This is a genomic window from Enterobacter cloacae complex sp. P2B, assembly GCF_014895985.1.
Lineage (GTDB): Bacteria > Pseudomonadota > Gammaproteobacteria > Enterobacterales > Enterobacteriaceae > Enterobacter > Enterobacter bugandensis.
This window is the reverse complement of record NZ_JADBQQ010000007.1, coordinates 1-17,954: the sequence shown is the minus strand read 5'-3', so window position 1 is coordinate 17,954 and position 17,954 is coordinate 1. Positions and strand designations below refer to the sequence as shown.

General features: G+C 56.8%; 21 protein-coding genes. 14 read left to right on the top strand and 7 right to left on the bottom strand.

The features are described from left to right. Positions 1-10: 10 nt before the first annotated feature. The 5 genes from IM313_RS06440 to IM313_RS06420 form a co-directional block, all read right to left on the bottom strand. Complete coding sequence (locus tag IM313_RS06440; RefSeq protein WP_028012067.1) at positions 11-1,525, bottom strand: ABC transporter substrate-binding protein; 1,515 nt, start codon at positions 1,523-1,525, stop codon at positions 11-13. A 2-nt stretch (positions 1,526-1,527) separates the two neighbouring features. Further along, on the bottom strand, positions 1,528-2,610 hold the full coding sequence (locus IM313_RS06435; protein ID WP_045259782.1) for an ABC transporter ATP-binding protein: 1,083 nt from the start codon (positions 2,608-2,610) through the stop codon (positions 1,528-1,530). Beyond that, positions 2,607-3,620 (bottom strand): ABC transporter ATP-binding protein, encoded by a 1,014-nt coding sequence (locus tag IM313_RS06430; protein WP_047367562.1) that lies wholly within the window; start codon positions 3,618-3,620, stop codon positions 2,607-2,609. The genes IM313_RS06435 and IM313_RS06430 overlap by 4 nt, the downstream gene beginning before the upstream one ends. Next, positions 3,617-4,336, bottom strand: coding sequence for a FadR/GntR family transcriptional regulator (locus tag IM313_RS06425; RefSeq protein WP_028012064.1), 720 nt, complete (start codon positions 4,334-4,336; stop codon positions 3,617-3,619). The genes IM313_RS06430 and IM313_RS06425 overlap by 4 nt, the downstream gene beginning before the upstream one ends. A 365-nt stretch (positions 4,337-4,701) precedes the next feature. Then, positions 4,702-6,531 carry a glycosyl hydrolase family 18 protein gene (locus tag IM313_RS06420; protein WP_048960608.1) on the bottom strand — a complete coding sequence of 610 codons (1,830 nt, stop codon included), beginning with the start codon at positions 6,529-6,531 and terminating at the stop codon, positions 4,702-4,704. A 316-nt stretch (positions 6,532-6,847) separates the two neighbouring features. Here IM313_RS06420 and gspG point away from each other — a divergent pair, with 316 nt between their 5' ends. From gspG to IM313_RS06350, 14 genes are all read left to right on the top strand, one after another. After that, complete coding sequence (gene gspG / locus IM313_RS06415) at positions 6,848-7,267, top strand: type II secretion system major pseudopilin GspG (RefSeq protein WP_045630682.1); 420 nt, start codon at positions 6,848-6,850, stop codon at positions 7,265-7,267. 2 nt (positions 7,268-7,269) lie between these two features. Next, complete coding sequence (locus IM313_RS06410) at positions 7,270-7,734, top strand: lytic transglycosylase domain-containing protein (RefSeq protein ID WP_032644836.1); 465 nt, start codon at positions 7,270-7,272, stop codon at positions 7,732-7,734. Then, positions 7,731-8,900: a type II secretion system F family protein gene (locus IM313_RS06405; protein ID WP_192971511.1), complete on the top strand. Its 1,170-nt coding sequence runs from the start codon at positions 7,731-7,733 to the stop codon at positions 8,898-8,900. Before IM313_RS06410 ends, IM313_RS06405 begins: the two co-directional genes overlap by 4 nt. After that, a complete protein-coding gene (locus tag IM313_RS06400) occupies positions 8,900-10,519 on the top strand; it encodes a GspE/PulE family protein (RefSeq protein ID WP_053087960.1) in 1,620 nt (539 codons plus the stop codon). Before IM313_RS06405 ends, IM313_RS06400 begins: the two co-directional genes overlap by 1 nt. Continuing rightward, positions 10,503-11,219 carry a hypothetical protein gene (locus IM313_RS06395; protein ID WP_192971512.1) on the top strand — a complete coding sequence of 239 codons (717 nt, stop codon included), beginning with the start codon at positions 10,503-10,505 and terminating at the stop codon, positions 11,217-11,219. The genes IM313_RS06400 and IM313_RS06395 overlap by 17 nt, the downstream gene beginning before the upstream one ends. Continuing rightward, complete coding sequence (locus tag IM313_RS06390; RefSeq protein WP_192971513.1) at positions 11,197-11,712, top strand: hypothetical protein; 516 nt, start codon at positions 11,197-11,199, stop codon at positions 11,710-11,712. Before IM313_RS06395 ends, IM313_RS06390 begins: the two co-directional genes overlap by 23 nt. Continuing rightward, on the top strand, positions 11,696-12,214 hold the full coding sequence (locus tag IM313_RS06385; protein ID WP_182034038.1) for a hypothetical protein: 519 nt from the start codon (positions 11,696-11,698) through the stop codon (positions 12,212-12,214). The genes IM313_RS06390 and IM313_RS06385 overlap by 17 nt, the downstream gene beginning before the upstream one ends. After that, a complete protein-coding gene (locus IM313_RS06380; RefSeq protein ID WP_045630687.1) occupies positions 12,211-12,723 on the top strand; it encodes a hypothetical protein in 513 nt (170 codons plus the stop codon). Before IM313_RS06385 ends, IM313_RS06380 begins: the two co-directional genes overlap by 4 nt. 92 nt (positions 12,724-12,815) lie before the next feature. Next, positions 12,816-14,609: a secretin N-terminal domain-containing protein gene (locus IM313_RS06375; protein ID WP_370528597.1), complete on the top strand. Its 1,794-nt coding sequence runs from the start codon at positions 12,816-12,818 to the stop codon at positions 14,607-14,609. Further along, positions 14,609-15,085: a type II secretion system protein gene (locus tag IM313_RS06370; RefSeq protein WP_028012053.1), complete on the top strand. Its 477-nt coding sequence runs from the start codon at positions 14,609-14,611 to the stop codon at positions 15,083-15,085. Before IM313_RS06375 ends, IM313_RS06370 begins: the two co-directional genes overlap by 1 nt. Next, positions 15,072-15,434: a type II secretion system protein gene (locus IM313_RS06365; RefSeq protein ID WP_080339181.1), complete on the top strand. Its 363-nt coding sequence runs from the start codon at positions 15,072-15,074 to the stop codon at positions 15,432-15,434. The genes IM313_RS06370 and IM313_RS06365 overlap by 14 nt, the downstream gene beginning before the upstream one ends. Beyond that, entirely contained in the window at positions 15,421-15,909 is a 489-nt protein-coding gene (locus tag IM313_RS06360; protein ID WP_045259774.1) for a type II secretion system protein, read from the top strand. The genes IM313_RS06365 and IM313_RS06360 overlap by 14 nt, the downstream gene beginning before the upstream one ends. Positions 15,910-16,200: 291 nt before the next feature. Further along, positions 16,201-16,572 carry a hypothetical protein gene (locus tag IM313_RS06355; protein WP_041911158.1) on the top strand — a complete coding sequence of 124 codons (372 nt, stop codon included), beginning with the start codon at positions 16,201-16,203 and terminating at the stop codon, positions 16,570-16,572. A 60-nt stretch (positions 16,573-16,632) separates the two neighbouring features. Further along, complete coding sequence (locus IM313_RS06350) at positions 16,633-16,827, top strand: hypothetical protein (RefSeq protein WP_048960601.1); 195 nt, start codon at positions 16,633-16,635, stop codon at positions 16,825-16,827. 20 nt (positions 16,828-16,847) lie between these two features. Here the strand turns inward: IM313_RS06350 and IM313_RS06345 are convergent, their stop codons facing one another. Both IM313_RS06345 and IM313_RS06340 read right to left on the bottom strand, forming a co-directional pair. Continuing rightward, positions 16,848-17,108, bottom strand: coding sequence for a hypothetical protein (locus IM313_RS06345; protein WP_049137435.1), 261 nt, complete (start codon positions 17,106-17,108; stop codon positions 16,848-16,850). A gap of 98 nt (positions 17,109-17,206) precedes the next feature. Beyond that, positions 17,207-17,954: hypothetical protein (locus tag IM313_RS06340; RefSeq protein WP_193056094.1), on the bottom strand; the 748-nt coding region annotated here is incomplete at its 5' end.

Here is a 17,954-nt window from a genome sequence, read left to right as displayed (position 1 = left end):
CTCAGGACGTTTATTTGGCCAGCGTCAAACCCGCCAGACGCACGATGCCGTCCGGGTAAGGCTTAAAGCCCTGCACGCGCTTGTTCAAGCCAAAAATGCGCGGCTCGAAGTAGAGGTAGGCAATCGGCATGTCGGTTTGCAGCTGCTTCACCACCTTGTCATACAGCGGCTGGCGTGCGGCCTGGTCGGTGCTCTGGCGCGCCTGCGTCAGCCACTCATCGACCTGCGCGTTGCTGTAACGGCCGTCGTTAAGCGTGCCATTGCTGTGGATAAAGCCGTAGATGCTGCCGTCCGGATCCGGGCGACCCGACCAGCCGGAGAAGCTCAGCTGATAATCACCGCTCTGCTGGCGATCCAGCAGCGTGGCAAATTCGGTCATCTGCAGGTTCAGCGTGAAGCCGGCCTCGGCGACCATCGCCTGCAATACCTGACCCACCTGCTGCGAGGTTGGGTTGTTCGGCACCAGCAGGTTGACGGTCAGCGGCGCGGTGACGCCTGCCGCTTTGAGCAGTGCTTTGGCTTTATCAACGTCGCGCGGCGGAACCGGCAGATTCACGTGATACGGGCTCACCGTCGAAAACGCCTGGTTTGCCGGGGTGTAGAGGCCTTCGAAGACCACCTGGTTTAACGCATCGCGGTCGATGGCCTGAGAAAACGCCTCGCGCACGCGGGCATCTTTGAACGGATCGTTCGCCGGGACCTTGCCGTTGTTAATATTGAAGGTGATCCCCTGATAGCCCAAGCCGGTGACCTTCGCCAGCGCCAGCTTGCTGTCGGCTTCGACGGTTTTGACGTCGCTGGCGGCGATGCCTTCGGTCAGATCCAGATCGCCCGCGCGCAGGTTCGCCAGACGCACGGAGGCATCCGGGATCGGCAGATAGATAATTTTGTCGAAGTGGTAGGCGCCTTTGTTCCAGTAGTTGTCGAAGCGGGTCAGAACGATGCGGTCCTGCGACACGCGGCTGTCGAACTTGTACGGGCCGGAACAGACCGGATGGGCGGCAAAGTCAGGCTTTTTCGCGGCCTCGGGTGCCATCATCGCGCCCGCGCGGTCGGTAAGCTGCATCAGCAGCGCGGCGTCCGGCGTTTTCAGGTGCAGCGCTATCTGCATCGGGCCGGTGACCTCTACCGATTCCACGGAGGAGATCTCGCTTTTCCGCAGGGAGCCTTTGAGGGTCAGGGCGCGGTCCAGGTTGTATTTCGCGGCGGCGGCATCGAATTTCTCTCCGTCATGGAAGGTCACGCCTTCGCGCAGATCCATGGTCAGCGTTTTGCCGTCGGCGCTCCAGGCCCACGATTTCGCGAGACCTGGCACGACCTTCAGATGCTCGTCGACGTCCACCAGCCTGTCGCACAGGGAGGCAAACACGAAGCGGCCATAGTAGGTGCGCGCCAGGTGCGGGTCGAGCATGTCCGGGTCTGCCCCCAGGCCGATTCGCAGCACGCTTTCAGAATGGGCGGGCAGCGCCGCGCCAAGCAACATAACACTTCCCAGTACGGTCAAAAGAGAATTACGCATTGTCATTATCATGAGTTCCTTGAAGGAAGGGAGGAGTGAGTGGCCGCGTGTTCAAACAGCGCGCGGCGGCGCAGAAAGGCTGCGGATGGCGGTGCGATCTGGATAACGCTGCGATCGCGGTTAATTTCCTGCCAGCGGTGGCAGGCAACCTGACGCCCGCCGTCGAGCACCTGATTAATCGGCTCGACCTGGCGGCATTCGTCAGTGACGTACGGGCAGCGGGTGTGGAAGCGACAGCCCGACGGCGGGTTCGCCGGGTTCGGCAGATCCCCCTGCAGCAGCGGCGCGTCGCGCTCAATACCCGGCTGCATCTGCGGCGCCGAGGCGATCAGCGCCTGGGTGTAAGGGTGCAGCGGTGCGTCAAAGATCTCGTCGACGGTGGCAAGCTCAACGATTTGCCCGAGGTACATGACCGCCACGCGGTCGCTCATGTGGCGGATCACCGCCAGACCGTGGGCGACGATCACCATCGTCAGCCCCAGCTGGTGCTTCAGGCTCTCCAGCAGATTAACCACCTGCGCCTGCACCGACACATCCAGCGCGGAAACCGGCTCGTCGCCCAGCAGCAGCTTTGGCCCCGAAGCCAGCGCGCGCGCAATGCCGATACGCTGGCGCTGCCCGCCGGAAAATTCGTGCGGATAGCGCCCGGCCCAGGCGGCAGGCAGGCCAACGGTCTTGAGCAGCTCCGCGACGCGATACTGACGGTCCGCTTTCTTCATGTTCTGGTGCAGCCACAGCGGCTCACCGACGATCTGCTCCACCGTCATGCGCGGATTCAGCGAGGCAAAAGGATCCTGAAAAATAATCTGCAGCTCGCGCCGGAGCTGGTTCAGACGGGCGCCTGTGGCGTGGGTAATCTCCTCCCCCTGATAAAACACGCGTCCTTCGCTGGCGGCCAGCAGACGCAGCAGCAGACGGCCGAGGGTGGATTTCCCGGAACCGGACTCGCCGACAATCGCCAGCGTTTCGCCCGGCATCACGGCAAGCGAAACGCGATCGACCGCTGTGACAAACCGGGCCGGGGAAAAGAGTTTTTTCGGGCCGGGGAAAAGCTTGCTGAGGTCCCGGGCTTCAAGAATGGGCGTGGTCATGCGGTCTCTCCCAGGGCAATGTGGTGTTCGAGCGGCACGCGGAAGCAGGCGACCTGATGGCCCGCGCCGAGCGTGGTGAGCTGCGGTTTTTCATCATGACAGCGCGACTGCGCAAACGGGCAGCGCGTCGCGAAACGGCAGCCTTTCGGCATGGACTCCGGCAGCGGGACCGATCCGGGAATGGTGGAGAGCTGGCCTTTGCGTGCGCCCAGCGAAGGGATCGAGCCCATCAGGCCGATGGTGTACGGGTGCTGCGGGTCAGCGAATATTGCCTCAACGCTCCCCTGCTCCACCACCTGCCCGGCGTACATCACCGCCACCTGCTGGGCGACTTCGGCCACCACGCCCAAATCGTGGGTGATCATCAGCACCGCCGTGCCGGTTTCCTCTTTTAGGGTGTTCAGCAGGGTCAGGATTTGCGCCTGGATGGTGACGTCGAGCGCGGTGGTGGGTTCGTCGGCAATCAGCAGTTTAGGGTGGTTGATCAGGGCCATGGCAATCATCACGCGCTGGCGCATGCCGCCGGAAAGCTGGTGCGGATACGCCTTGAGGCGCATCTCCGCCGCCGGGATCTGCACCTTTTCAAGGATCTGCAGCGCGACCTTCATCGCCTCCGGGCGAGTAACGTTCTGGTGACGCATGACCGCTTCACTGAGCTGATCGCCTAACGTGAAGGCCGGATTGAGCGAGGTCATCGGTTCCTGGAAAATCATCGCCAGCTCGCTGCCGCGCAGGTCGGCATACTCCCGCGGCGAGAGCTTGCGCAGGTCGTGGCGGCGAAACTGCATCTCGCCGCTGACAATCTGCGCGCTGGCGGGCAGTAAACCCATCAGCGCCAGTGAGGTGATACTTTTCCCGCAGCCGGACTCCCCCACCAGCGCCAGCGTTTCGCCCGCTTTGACCGTCAGGGAAATGCCGTCCAGGACGCTGACCGGCGAGCCGGAAAACTTAACGTTGAGATTATTCAGCCGGAGTACAGGCGTGGAGTCCTTAAACGGGATCGTCGTCATAGCGTGAAATCGTCCTCAAGGTGGATCGCCTGAATCAGGGCGTTTTGCAGGCTGAGCAGGTGTTCGCGCATGGCGGCCGCTGCTTCATTAGGCTGGCGATGGATAATCGCGGACATGATCTTGTGATGGTGGTCGTTGTAGCTGTCGACACGTTCGGGCGTGCGGGCTAATTCACGCAGATGCTGCCAGCCGGGTTCGCGCCGCACGGCGTCAATGGCGTCAAACAGGCCGAGCATCAGGCGATTGCCCGCCGCCTCGGCAATGGCGCGGTGAAAGGCGCTATCCCAGAGTTCATTGAGATCGCGGTCATCCGGGCTGACCTTGTCGATGCGTTCCAGCATGCGCTGCATGAGCGCGAGGTTTTCCCTGGTGGCACGCAGTGCCGCAAGCCGGGCTAAGCCGGGTTCGATCTGTATACGAGCTTCCATCACTTCCAGCAGATTGGTCTGCTGAACCAATCCCTGAAGGGCCAGCGGTTCAACAGGGGCAGCCGGACCAATAAAGGTGCCTTTGCCCTGTTTACGCCAGATCCGCCCTTCTTCTTCCAGCACGTCCAGCGCGCGACGCACTTCGCGTCGTCCTACGCCGAGTGTTTCCGACAGCTCACGTTCCGTGGGCAGCGGAGTGCCTGGTGTTGACTCATGCTGGTTGATTAGCCCGCGCAGTTGCTCAAGCGCGGTGCTGGAATTGGCCAGAAACCGTGACGGTTTTTCCATATTGGTTCGCTCACTATCATCGTTATTTTCTTTTTATGAACGATAAGTTATTGATATGGCGTGCTACTTATCGTGCTAATGATTAAGCAATAAACGAACCAATTTTTTAATGGTTCAAAAGAGATTTAAAAAAGCGGTAGTAAATGAAGGGGTTACAGCAACGTATTGTTACAGATGCAAGCGGCATCCTGAGACGATAAAGGCCAGAAAAGAACATGAAACGCACAAAAACAGTGCAAATATTGCACTACAATAGTGCTATTGTTAATTTTTTGCACTGTAAATGATAACAATAAGTTAACAAAAAGTAATAAATAAGGCGTGCTTACGCCTGAAAATGGCCCCCTTGCGAGGGCCGCGAAAGATTAAGGAACAGGCTGCCAAAGCGTCGCAGCCGCAGTCGGCGCCCAGTCGGACTGAGACGTATGCCCCTGCACGCAGCGATACTGTGTGCCGTTATACGTGACAATTTCTCCAGTCTTATAGCGCGTACCGACTTTCCACTCGCCTTCCGGCTCAGGCGTTACAGACCCCTCTTTCGTCGTGGCTTTAAGCGGTGTACTGGCGAGAGACTGATGACCTTTGGCATTTTCGGCGATCACCTGGTAGCTGTAGGTTGTTCCCGCGCGCAGGCCGCTGTCGAAGATCTGCGTTCCGCTTACGGTGAGTAACTCCGCCCCATCGCGTAGTACGTGGTATTTCACCGCGTTGTCTACCGCATTCCATTTCACCGTCAGGCTGTTTTCCGTCGAAGAAACCAGTGCCAGGCCGCCTGGCGCGTCAGGACGTCCCTCTTCGACCTGTACGGTTTCTACCTTAACCACGTTGCTGCTTTCAGAGATATTGTTCGCTGCATCACGTGCTTTCACGCTGTAGTGGTACACCACACCGCCGGTCTCAACCGCATTATCGGTCCACTGGGTGTCCGTTGAAGACCCGACTTTGATGTCATTACGGTAGATGTCATATCCCACTACGCCACGGTCATCGGTGGAGGGCTGCCAGGCAAGGGTGATAGTCAAGCCATTGTTCAGCACCTTCAGTCCTGCTGGCGCAGTTGGCGCGACGGTATCCTGCGGGCGTTCAGGCGACATCAGGTCCGCGCGCTCTTTCATTTCATTGAAATAGTCAACCTGCTGCGGGATGGACAGCTGCTGATCGTTTGAACCCAACGTCCAGATAAAGAACCCACCATAGCCGTTTTCCGCCTGCCAGCCCGCACGGTTTACGTTGTTCTGTCGGTTTTCAACAAAGCGACCTTCTGGCCCCCACTGGGAGTTGATGGTCTGACCGAGAACGATTTTGCTCTTATCACCCACCGCCCGGGCGTAGTTAGCCATCGCCACGTCATACTTAAAGCGTGGGCCGGCGTCATAGGCCATGACGTTGAAGAAATCGAAAACGTTTTTCCCCTGCGTCAGCAGCGGCAGAACTTCGCCATGGTGTGAAGAGCGAGCCGCCTCAACGAAGGAACAATTCTCGGTTACCGCGCTGTTGGTGCAGTTCTCCGGGTCAGCACCAACGTGATAGGTGGTCAGGCTCAGCAGCTTTTTGCTGCCGGACGCATTGAGCTTGCTACGAACCCGTTCAGCCAGATCCAGCAGGTTTGCATTTTCCTCTGGCGTGACGCGATCGGGCTTTTCAAAGTCAAAATCGATGCCGTCAAGCTGAACGGTACCCGCCTTCTGGTAGTTCGCCATATTACATTTGCCTTGCCAGTCGGCGCTCAGGCATTCCCCAACCATCTCTTCCGGCTTCAGGTTCTTTTTATATACCGGGAAGTTGGTATTCAGCAGATTCACCAGATTCTGCGCCAGCGTTTCTCGCGTTTGCGCGTTATTCAGATAAGACCACATCGCGGAATACGTCTCGCCGCCGAGCGCCAGCATCATTTTTTTCTCCGGGTGCGCCAGCTTCAGCTGACTCCACACGACATAGGCTGGCGCATTAATGTACCAGGGATCATATTGTGGTACTGCAACAATATTATCGGAACTGGACAGCTTACCGCTAGCATCCCAGCCACCAAATGAAAGCAGGAACGTATCCGCTTTCACCTCTTTCATATCCTCAACGGACTCGACCGGAACGCCCCAGGAGGTCAGATAGGTGACCGCTCGCGGTGCCTGCGCCGCGAAAGCCGACTGCGCCATTAGTGCGCTACCAATTAACAGAGATAATGTAAGTTTTTTCATCAAAGTTCCTTATTGCTTTGTGATGATAGTCCTGTGGATTACCTCGCAAATTGTCTTTTTTTTTAGCGCCGAGATCGTTGGGGATAATAGAGTGGTGAATCAGGAAACCCTCCGCGTTAAATAAGAAATATCTCTCGCATTTATAATAAATACTTCAACGACAGCGCGGGAGAATTCTCGCATCCTGTAAGACGCTTCTTTATTTAATTTTCCCATCTTCACCAATTAAAAAAGATGGCATACCTGTGTTCCCGCTCTTTTATCAGGGAAAATTCAGGAATTAATCACAACTATTATCCAACTAGGGACGCTCTCAATGAAATATGCAACAAACGTGATGCGAAAACAGGGTGGTTTCACCCTGCTTGAACTGCTGGTCGTGCTGATGATTATTGCGCTGCTGGCAGGATTTGTCGGGCCAAAAGTCTTCTCAAATGTCGACTCGGCTAAGGAGAAAACCGCCATGCGCCAGATGCGCTCGCTTGCTGAGGCACTCGGGCAATATCGCCTCGACACCGGCAGTTATCCAACTGAAACACAAGGTCTGAAAGCGCTGACTGAAAAGCCTTCCAACGCGCAAAACTGGAATGGCCCTTATCTTAGCCAGCATGTGCCGTTAGACCCCTGGGGCAATCCGTACCAGTGGCATAACCCCGCCCGGACAAAAGACGCCATTAATGAAGTCGAAATAACCTCCGGCGGTAAAGACGGTAAGCCTGTCACTTATGGGTTCTGAATATGCTGCGCCTGTCCATATATTCGCTGTTTATCTTCAGCGTATTTTCCTGCCGGGCCGATTGCTGGCAGCTGGCGGGAGAACGTTACGGCATTGAGCCAGAGCTATTACAGGCGATAGCGATAGTGGAATCCAACGGTAATACCCGGGCCATCAACAAAAATCGTGATGGCTCAATGGATGTCGGTCTGATGCAGATCAATAGCATTCACTTCGATGCGCTGCGTAAATTTCGTATTAGTCAAAAAGATCTGCTAACCGACCCTTGCCAAAGTGTCATGACCGGCGCCTGGATCCTGGCAGGTCAAATCCAGCGCTTTGGTTATACCTGGGACGCGGTGGGGGCGTATAACGCCGGAACGGCAAATACCCCCCAGCGCCGCGCGCTTCGTCAACAATACATAAAAAAAGTGGCTCCGCATTATGCCCGCCTTAAAAGGCAGAGCCATACACTGTCGCCAAAATGAAACCATATACCGTCACCATCCTCCAGGGGGGGAAACGCGTCAATCAGACCGTACTTGCCGCGTCGCCTGATGATGCCAGCGCCCGCATTATTGCCGGCGGCGGCATCGTTTTGCAGGTACAGGAACGCCCCGCCCGCAAGGAGAAACGCTTTCCACTGAATCTGTTCTTGCAGGAGCTTATCGCTCTGCTGGAAGCCGGGCTGGTCGTGGTCGAGGCCGTCGAAGCGCTGCGCGAAAGCAGCCGCGATGGTGGCACCTCGCTGGTTCTGGATACGCTGGTTAAAAAGCTCTACGAAGGAGCGCAACTCTCCCAGGCGATGATGGCGTTACCAGCACTGTTTCCGCCTCTGCTGATTAACACCGTTGCCTCTTCTGAGCAAACCGGACACTTACCCAAAGCGCTAAAGCGTTTTCAGTTTTACGAATCAAGAATGGAAATTCTGCGCAAGCGGATTAAATCAACCCTGCTCTACCCGACGATTGTCATTGCCGCCGGCGGGATAATTCTGTTCTTTCTGCTCGGCTTTATTATTCCGCGTTTTTCCGTGGTGTTTGACGGGATGAAGAACCCGTCCGCCAGCGCACAGCTTATCCTCTGGTGGGGACGCCTGACGCAAACCCATGGCTCGCTGCTGCTGGCCGGTTGCGCGGCAGCGGTCGCAGGCATCGTGATGGCGGTGCGCAGCCCGCGCCTGCGCCAGCGCGCGCTCGGTTTGTTGCTGCGCATTCCCGCCTTACGCCAGCAGCATCAGCTTTCTGTGCTGGTGCGTTTCTACCGCACGCTGGGCCTGCTGTTACAGGGCGGCCTTCCCGCGCCAGATGCGTTAATGCTGAGCCGGGAGATCCTGCCCGCCACGCATCGTCAGCAGGTTGAACAGGTTATCCGCGACGTCGCCGCTGGCGAGTCGCTCTCCCGCATGCTGGAAGCGCAACAGATGACGACCCCTGTCGCCAGCCGCCTGCTGCAGGTCGGCGAGCGCAGCGGCGAACTGCCTGCCATGTGCGAGCGGATCGCCGCTTTTTATGACGAATCGCTGGAACGCTCGATTGAAACCTTTAGCAAAATTTTTGAACCGATTCTGATGATGGTCGTTGGCGGCATCGTTGGGCTCGTCGTGTTTTTACTGTACATGCCCATTTTTGAACTGGCAGGAGGATTGCAATAATGTCTCACTCACCGTCTGTAGAACCCCTTTTCGACCTGCCAGACGAGCAGCGCTGTCAGGCGCTGGCGGAACTGCTGGACAGTTTCCCCGGCGCGTTAGAAGAAGCCGCCGGTTCCCTGGGGCTCACGCCGCTCTCACCCACACAGCTCGCCGACAGCGAAGAGGATTTCGAAGCCGTGCCGCTGACCGAATCGCTCAGCCAGCGAGCATTGCCGCTGCGCGTTAACGGTCAGCTCCACGTTGCGCTGGGCGATCCGTTTTCACTGGCGCTGCGCCAGTGGGCCTATAACGTGAATGCGCTCCCCGCGCTCGCCCCGCTCTCTCAGCTTAATGCCCGCCTTGATGAACTGGCAAAACAGCAGCGCACGCTCGATCAGCTGGAGCAGCAGCAGAGTGAAGAGAATAAAGAGGCCCGGTGGCTGGAGATCACCCCATCGGCCATCGCCAGTGAACCCCACGCCGTCATTAAGCTGGTTAACGCCACGCTGTTTGATGCCCTGCAGAGCCGCGCCAGCGATATTCATCTTTGTGCCGTCGCGGATGGGTTGATGGTGAAGTACCGCATTGATGGCGTCCTGCACAGCATTCGCCACTGCGCCGGGCTTCAGCAGGCGGAGCAGGTGATCTCCCGTCTCAAAGTATTAAGCTGCATGGACATTTCCGAACGACGCACGCCTCAGGACGGGCGCTTTAAGGCGTTGATTCTCCAGCGTCCCGTCGATTTTCGCGTGTCCATTATGCCGGGCGTCTATGGCGAGGATGCCGTACTGCGCGTGCTGGATAAATCTCACGATCAAAACCTGCGCCTGGAGACGCTCGGCTTTGATGAGCACACGCTGGGCGCGATTCGCCAGTTAACCCATCTGCCCCACGGTATGGTACTCGTCACCGGGCCAACGGGGAGCGGGAAATCCACCACCCTCTATTCAGCACTCAGCGAACTCAACAGTGGTGAATGCAAAATTATCACCATTGAAGATCCCGTGGAGTACCAGCTCAACAGCGTGCTGCAAATTCCGGTCAACGATAAAAAAGGGCTCACCTTCGCCCGCGGCCTGCGCGCCATTTTGCGTCACGACCCGGACATCATCCTGGTGGGTGAGATCCGCGACGGTGAAACCGCCGGCATTGCCGTGCAGGCGGCGCTCACCGGCCACGTGGTGCTCTCCTCGGTTCACGCCAATGACGTCTTTAGCGTACTGGAACGTTTTTTATATATGCAGGTGGAGCCCGCCAGCCTGATCACCGCCCTTAACGGCGTCGTGGCGCAACGGCTGGTGCGCCAGATTTGCCCGGACTGTATTGATGACACCACGCCCACAGATGACCTTCTCGCGGCGTGGCAATCCGGACCGCTGCAGCAGCTCACGCCCCGCTGGCGTCGAGGGCGAGGCTGCGATACCTGCCGCGACAGCGGTTTTCGCGGCAGGCTGGCGCTGGCGGAAGTGCTGCATTTCAGCGATGCGATGAAAGAGGCAATGCTGGCGCGATCGCCCCGGCGCAAGCTAAAGGAAGTGGCGCTGAATGACGGTTTTGTTCCGCTCTCGACCATCGCGCTGCGCGCCGTGGTCGAAGGCAAAACCACCTGGGAGGAGGTGAACCGTGTTATCACTCACTAGCACCTGGCAGTGCGATATCTGGCCTCATGCCGTGCGGTTGCGCCGCAACAACGTGGTTCTCGCCACCCATGAACGCCAGCCAGATGAGCCTCTTGAAGCCGCGCTCGAAACGCTGCTGCGCCTGCGCCCTTCCGTCTTACCGTGGCGTGACGCGGTGGAGTTTCACCTCGATACCGACGATCTGACGTTTTTAATTCAGCCCTGGCATGACGGCGTGACCACACCGCAGGAACTGCTCCAGCTCGCCCAACAGCAGGCGGTTCTTCGCGCGAGTCCGCCCGTCGACTGGCTGGTGCGCTTCGAGACCCTTAACTGGCAGCAGTCAGCGCTGGCCGCGTGCCTGAAGCAACCTTGCTGGCACCTGCTTGTCGCGCTGGCGCGTCGGGAGCGGCTGCGGTTTCGCGGTGTTGTCACGCCGTTTCAAAAGCTGTTTAGCCACTTCGCCGCCGCACTGCCGGAAAACGGCCTGTTTGTGACGATGAGCCCCCACCATAGCCGGATTGCCAGCCGTCAACACCACAGCTGGCGCGACGTCTGGACACTCACCCTGCCACAGCAGGAGATGGACGCCCAGCTGCGGGTTATCGCCCGGCTAAGCGGAATGCAGGACTGTCCTGGCTACGTCATTCATACCGACGGTGAGCATCACCAGGAAGTCGCGCTACAGGAGAGTCCTCATGACGCCGCTGTTTACGCGTAGTTCCCCGTGGGCCGTACGCACGCTGCTGTTAACCGGACTCCTCTGTTTACCGCTCACCGGTGCCGTGATGTATGGCCTGTTTGAGCACCAGCGCCTTGAGCTGGAGACGTCGCAGGTACAGCAGCAGCTCGCCCAACGGCAGCAGGTGCTGCGCCAGCTGCGTGAAGCGGAGCAGCGCCGGTTGCGCCAGGCTAAGCAACTGCAGGCCGTCCCACCGGCCATCAAGCTGCTGGACAACATCGGCAGCGTACTGACGCCTGATATTGCGCTCCTGAGTATTGACGTCATTGCCAGTAAAGGCGATGCGCGGCTTACGGTGAATGCAGGCAATCTTGACGCCCTGCTCGCCTTTAGCGAGCGGCTACAGCAGTTGCCGGCGCATGTGGTGCTTGAGAACCATCGCCAGTCGGCGCAGGGCGATCCTGCCTGGCCGATTAACGCGGTACTCGACGTCAAGGTGACGACGGAGGCGCACCATGCGGCTTCAGAATAAACCCGCCGTGCTGCGCTGGCAGGCGGCGTTATTTGCCGGGCGCATCGGAACGGTTCCGCTCGTGCTCGCCGGGCTGCCCGCAGGACTGCTGCTGTTATGGCTTGGCGGCGTGCGGCCGCACACCATCCATTTGCAGGAGAACCTTGCCCGGATCCAGGCGCAGCTACAAACCACGCTGCCGCTGGATAAACAGCAGCCGGAACTGCAAAGCCGCATCAGCCTCGGAGAATATCAGCAGGTCAGGCTCATTTTTGAGCAGTTCAGGAGCCGAGGGATGAAGGTCGACGCCAGCCGCTATCAGCTGGAAAACGACGACGGCAAAACCGCGCTACGGCTGGATATTCCGCTGCGCGGTGAATATCTGCCGCTGATGGACGCCCTGGAAACGCTAAGCCGCACTTTGCCGTTACGCATTGAGCAGCTAAGCCTGCGGCGCGCCGGGCCATCGGAAAGCCAGCTCAGCGCCACCGTGCAGCTTCGCCTGTTGAAGGAGTCGCCATGAAACTGCCGCGCTATTTACAGCTGGCGCTGGTGCTGACCGCCGGTGCTGTTTTCTGGAGCCAGTTTGCCGATGACGAGATATCGCAAGCGCCGCTTGAGGCGCAGCCGGTCTCACGCCCGCGCCCCGCGCCAGCAAAGCCGGAGACGGCTCACGCAACGCGCATCGATCTCTTTTCAACGCCACATAGCAGGGCGCAAGACGCAGCAGAACAGCCGCCGGAAAACGATCGGCCTGAAGAGGCGACACCAACCGCACCGCCGCTACCGCTTCAGCTCCTCGGTGCCTGGTGGGAAAACCGTCAGAGGATCGTTGTGCTGACGGATGGCAAAGAGACCTGGCCGGTCTGCGAGCGCTGCCGGGCGGACGGCAGGATCTGGATCGGCAGTTCGCCGGTCAACAACTGGATTTTAAAAGCGGTGGCGAACGACCACCTCCTGTTTGAATGGCAGCCCACCCATAGCCAGCAGCGGCTGGAACTGGATGAGCTGCAATCGGAACCGACACATTAATCATGAAAAAAACAATTGCTCTCACTTTTTTGTTGTCATGCGCGCTACTGAGCGGCTGTGCACAACGTGCGGCGCCTCCGGTCCGGGAATCAGTGACCGCCTCGCCGCAGGTGCTGGTTAAGCGGCTTAAGGAGATAGACCAACAGCGCATCGCCAGCCCACAGGATATTGCGCTTCGCGCCGAGCAGGCTGACATCAGCAAAAAGCTGGTAAATGACTATCTGAAAAACGCCGATCTCGCGGTGCGTCAGAACAATTACACCCTGGCGACGCAAATGTGGCGCGATGCGCTTACCTATGAGCCCGGCAACCTGCGCGCCCTGCAGGGCTTACGCAAACTCGATGCCCGTAGAGCGCTGGACGCATTGTATAAGGAGGCGGTGGCTAACAGCACCCGCGACCCGGCACGCGCGCTGCACAAAATCCAGCAGGTGCTGGAAGAAGATCCCAACTGGCCCCAGGCGCGCGCGCTGCGCGATCACCTGATGCGTGAGGTGTCGCGGATCAACCAGCCGGAGCAGCGTCTGAACCGGGAACTGCAAAAAACGATAGCGCTTAATTTTCGCGAGCACAGCCTGATGGCCATCTTTAACACCATCAGCCAGATGACCGGGGTCAATATCATTTTTGACAAAGATATTTCCTCCAGCACTACCGGCAGCCTGATAGCCAAACACACCACTGCGGAAGATGCTATCAACGTGCTGCTGTTGTCGAATAACCTGCGGAAGAAGGTGCTGAACAGCAATACGTTGCTGATCTACCCCGCCACCGCGCAAAAAGAGAAGATCTATCGCGACGTGGTCGTCAAAACCATCTTCCTGGGTTATGCGAAAGCAAAAGAGGTCAACGTCGCCCTGCGCAATATGGTCAAGCTGAAGGATGTGCACGTTGATGAGCGAACCAACTCCGTCACCCTGCGCGGGCCAAAGGAGAACGTGGAAAAAGCGGAGCGCCTGTTAGTGACGCTCGACCGGCCTGAAGCGGAGGTCACGCTGGCCGTTGAAGTGCTGGAAGTAAATACCAACGATCTCGAAGCGCTTGGCGTGAAGCTGCCGCAAACCATCAGTGCGGGTTTTGCGAAAAGTAAAGAAGGTGATTTAAAGGGAAGCGGGATCCCGCTGGGCGACCTGAGCGCCAAAAATATCATGGTCGATATCGACAATATGACCATTGACATGAAAAAGGTGTTGAGCAACGCCAGAGTGCTGGCCAACCCGCGGATCCGGGTGAAAAACAATAAAAAAGCGCTGGTTGATATTGGTCAAACGATCCCGGTACTGACCACAACCGTCAATGACGGGATTTCGCAACAGAAAGTGGATTATCAGGACGTCGGCCTGAAGCTGGAAGTCACCCCGGAAGTCAGTATGGATGACAATATCTCAATGGAGGTGAAGTTCACGCTCAGTGCCCTGGGCGCCGAAGAACCCGGTGAGAACGGAGCAAAGTATTACCGCACCACGAAACGCGAAGCCAATACCACGCTCAGCAGTATGAACGGCGAGACCCAGATGCTGGCAGGGCTGATCAAGCAGGATGAAACCACGACCCAAAAAGGAACGCCGTTATTAAGTGACATCCCGGGGCTGGGCCGCCTGTTTAGCAGCAATTCCGACAACAAAGAGCGCACGGAGGTGGTGCTGTTAATTACGCCGACCATTGAGCGCAACCTCGATTTACCGGGAAGCCACGTTAGTACCATTGAGATGGGCAGCGACGATTTAACGGGCGACAGCATCCAACTGCGCGACCTGCAGCACGACGAGCCGGGCAGCGGGTTTACCGCACCGGCGCTAGCGCCGCCGGCCCATTTCCCTGACCGGGCGGCCACGCTGCCGCCACCGATCCTCGATGAGTCAGAGACGGAAAACGGAGCATCGTAATGCAGCGCCAGCGCGGTTTTACCTTGATTGAGATGATCGTCACGCTGGCGCTACTCGCCACGCTTGCCGCTGCCGCTGCGCCGCTGATGCGTAACTACCATCAGCGGCAGCAGGAGACGCAGCTACGTGAGTCGCTGCGCACGCTACGCGATGCCATTGACCGTTATCACCAGGCAAGCGTGGACGGCATCATTGAGAAAAAAACCAGCGAATCGGGATATCCGCCGACACTAAAAAGCCTGGTGGAAGGCGTCCGGGATAAGACATCGCCCACTGGCGCGATGATCTACTTCCTGCGCCATATACCGCGCGATCCGATGTGCGATTGCGAGGGAAAAAATGATGAAGAGACCTGGCGGTTACGCGCATCCACGCAGCCACCCGGCGATTTCAGCGGCGGCGGGAAAGACGTGTTTGATGTCAGTAGTACCAGTACGGCCAGCGGTCTGAATGGAGTGCCCTATGCGCAATGGTGAAAAAGGTTTTACGCTCATCGAGCTGCTGGTGGTGATGGCGATCATCGCGACATTGATGACCCTGGTCGCTCCACGTTTTTTCCAGCACGCGGACAGAGCCAAAGAGGTGGTGCGCGAGCATAACCTGCATGCGCTGCGCAGCGCGATCGATCACTATCGCCGCGATCGCCTGGCGGGGCCATACAGCCTGGAGGATCTGATCGAGGCCGGTTATCTGCGCCAGATGCCGCTGGATCCCATCACCAACCGCCGCGATATCTGGGAGGCGAAGACCGATGACGAAGGGCAAATTATTGACGTCGAGACGCCGCCTAAACCCGGTCAGGATCATCGCGATGCGTTCGATTAAACAACAGGGAGGTTTTACCTATCTGCTGCTGCTGATTGCGCTCTCTACGCTGGCGTTGTCGCTGCTGAAAAGCCGCGATGAGGTGCAGATGCGTTATCAGGCGCAACAGGAGGCTGAGCTTTTATTTCGCGGGGATCAAATCCGCGCGGCGATACAGGCCTACCGCGGCAACGGTGATGGCTGTTTTCCCGTGCGTTTCGAACAGCTGCTTATTGATAAACGCGGGCGAAAACCGCTTTATCACCTGCGCCAGCACTACGCCGACCCGCTAACCGGGAGTAAAAACTGGGGGATGATCCTCGATCCTCAGGGACGCTGGATTGGCGTGCGCAGTCTCGGAAAGGGTACGCCACGTAAAAAAGTCGGCTTTCGTCACGATCCAAAACAGTTTGCCAAAGCAAAAACGTATTACGACTGGAAATTTCAGGTAGAGAGCGATCCGCAGGCCCCGCTGCCTGCGGCCTGTGGTCGCTAATGCAACGGCTGTCTTTGTCATGAAAAAATCCTCTTTGAGAAAAATAAAAACAACAAGTTTACGCAACAGTGACCATATCTTAATGCTTCAGACCGTAAAACATACCACCAGATAAAATCATCGTTTATTTATTTTTAACTCATAGATACAGAGAAGATTCTTATTAATCAGAAGACCAGCACCGTCTTATTTTCTTCTGAGGAATGAATATACTGCCTTGCCACTATTCAGGCAGGAATAGTAGGCTTAATAGCCATCTCATATATTTTACCATGATGAGCGAGACATAAGATGGAACCATCAATTAAACAGACTCATGAAAAAATTCGGGTTTGCGTGCGAACAAACTCTTTTTTATTCGAAAAAGGGCTTGAAGAAATAGCGAGATTTTATTTTATCGCCAGAGATAAAATACTGTGCATTATCGATGCTGACACGTTTGGCACGAAGACGCATCTGGTGAAGTATCTGGAGTTCATCAGAAGAATTAAACCCGACATGCTTGTTTTGATCACGGGTCATCACACCCGAAGCGAGCAGCACGCATGGTATGTAAAAGCAAATGAATCCCTGTCGGGCTGGTGCGAAACCATTGATGCCATGAACTTTATGCGACCCAATCTCGACAGCGTTATCGATTTTTACAGAAGGCAACATGACTGAAAATCTTTTGCAAACGGAGGACTAGACGTGAAGTTAAGTTTTTGTATCAGGACGAATGTTATGGCGAAAATGGCCGATGTCACCGAGGCTGAATTAGTGTATGCGCTCATGACGACGGGTAAGCTGTTCGGGGTGAAAATACCGGCACCGTTACCGGGCAGGCATAATGCCAAAACGCGTAGCTTTGATTACAAAGAAGCACTGGATTTTGCTGAAGAAGTGAAAATCGCCCGAGATAGTAAAAGGCAGATCTGAAAACGTAATAAGCCCATCCCTTAATCTAGTGATACCTCAATCCATTCCTTATATTTACAGCAGCACTGCCCGGATGACTTAGCGTTTTCCTTCAACATTGATAGCGCAATACAAATGACTTCAGCGTACAAGCAATCATTAATACTCCGGGCATACTCAAGTTTTTTACCCAGATAATAACTAAGCGAAACATGATCAATATTAATCCCCTGCAAGGATAATTGCGTGGCGGCATCGCCAATGAGTATTGATGCTTGCTTTTCAGGATAGACATTATTCATGAATTTTAGCCCTGCACTTTGTAAAATATTCGACAGGTAGAGTTCAGGGGGCTTATGCCCCCTTGTTTACAAAAACACCTCAGAATGAATTAACGTGTTTACCAATCACAGCTACTTAAGCCCGTATTTTTAAACGTTTTTGATTCCGTCTTTCCTCTGATACCGTCCTTATTAACTGGCGTCACATAAAGCGTGACTTCCCCCCAATAGCCTAAAGTAACGCTTTTTATGTTGGAAACGACGGTGCTTCCCCACTTCCACTGAAATATCGTGTTGCCTTCAGATGCACCGCCATTAGCGTTGTAGGTGTAGGTTGCCGTTATTCTGTTACAGGCTCCGGTACTGCCACTGTAACCCAGGTTTGTAACGAAAGGCGCAGGCTTAGATCTTATGGTAACAGCACCACTAAAGGCCTCAGTGCCAGATAACGGCTGCCCTGAACCTTTAGGCGTCACGGCCATCCGCACGTCATAACCCGCATAGCTGTCCGGCAGCGTGAACGTTTTTGCCGTGCCGCCTGCGACATTCCTCCACGTCTGGCCATCCTTCCACTGCCACTGGAAGCTGGAGACGTCCGTACCGGCCCCGTTTGCCGTGAAGGTATATTCCGCCCTCAGGGTCTGCCCCACCTCCGGCGTGCCGGAGATCCTTAGCCCCGTCACAGACGGCATACCATACACCGCTACCGCCGGGCTGTTCTGTACCGTACCGGTCAGCGACGGCTGGCTGCTGCCCTTCGGCGTTACCATTACCCGCACGTTGTAACCCGCATAGCTGTCCGGCAGCGTAAACGTGCTTGCCGTGCCGCCTGCGGCATTCTTCCATGCTGCACCATCCTGCGACGGG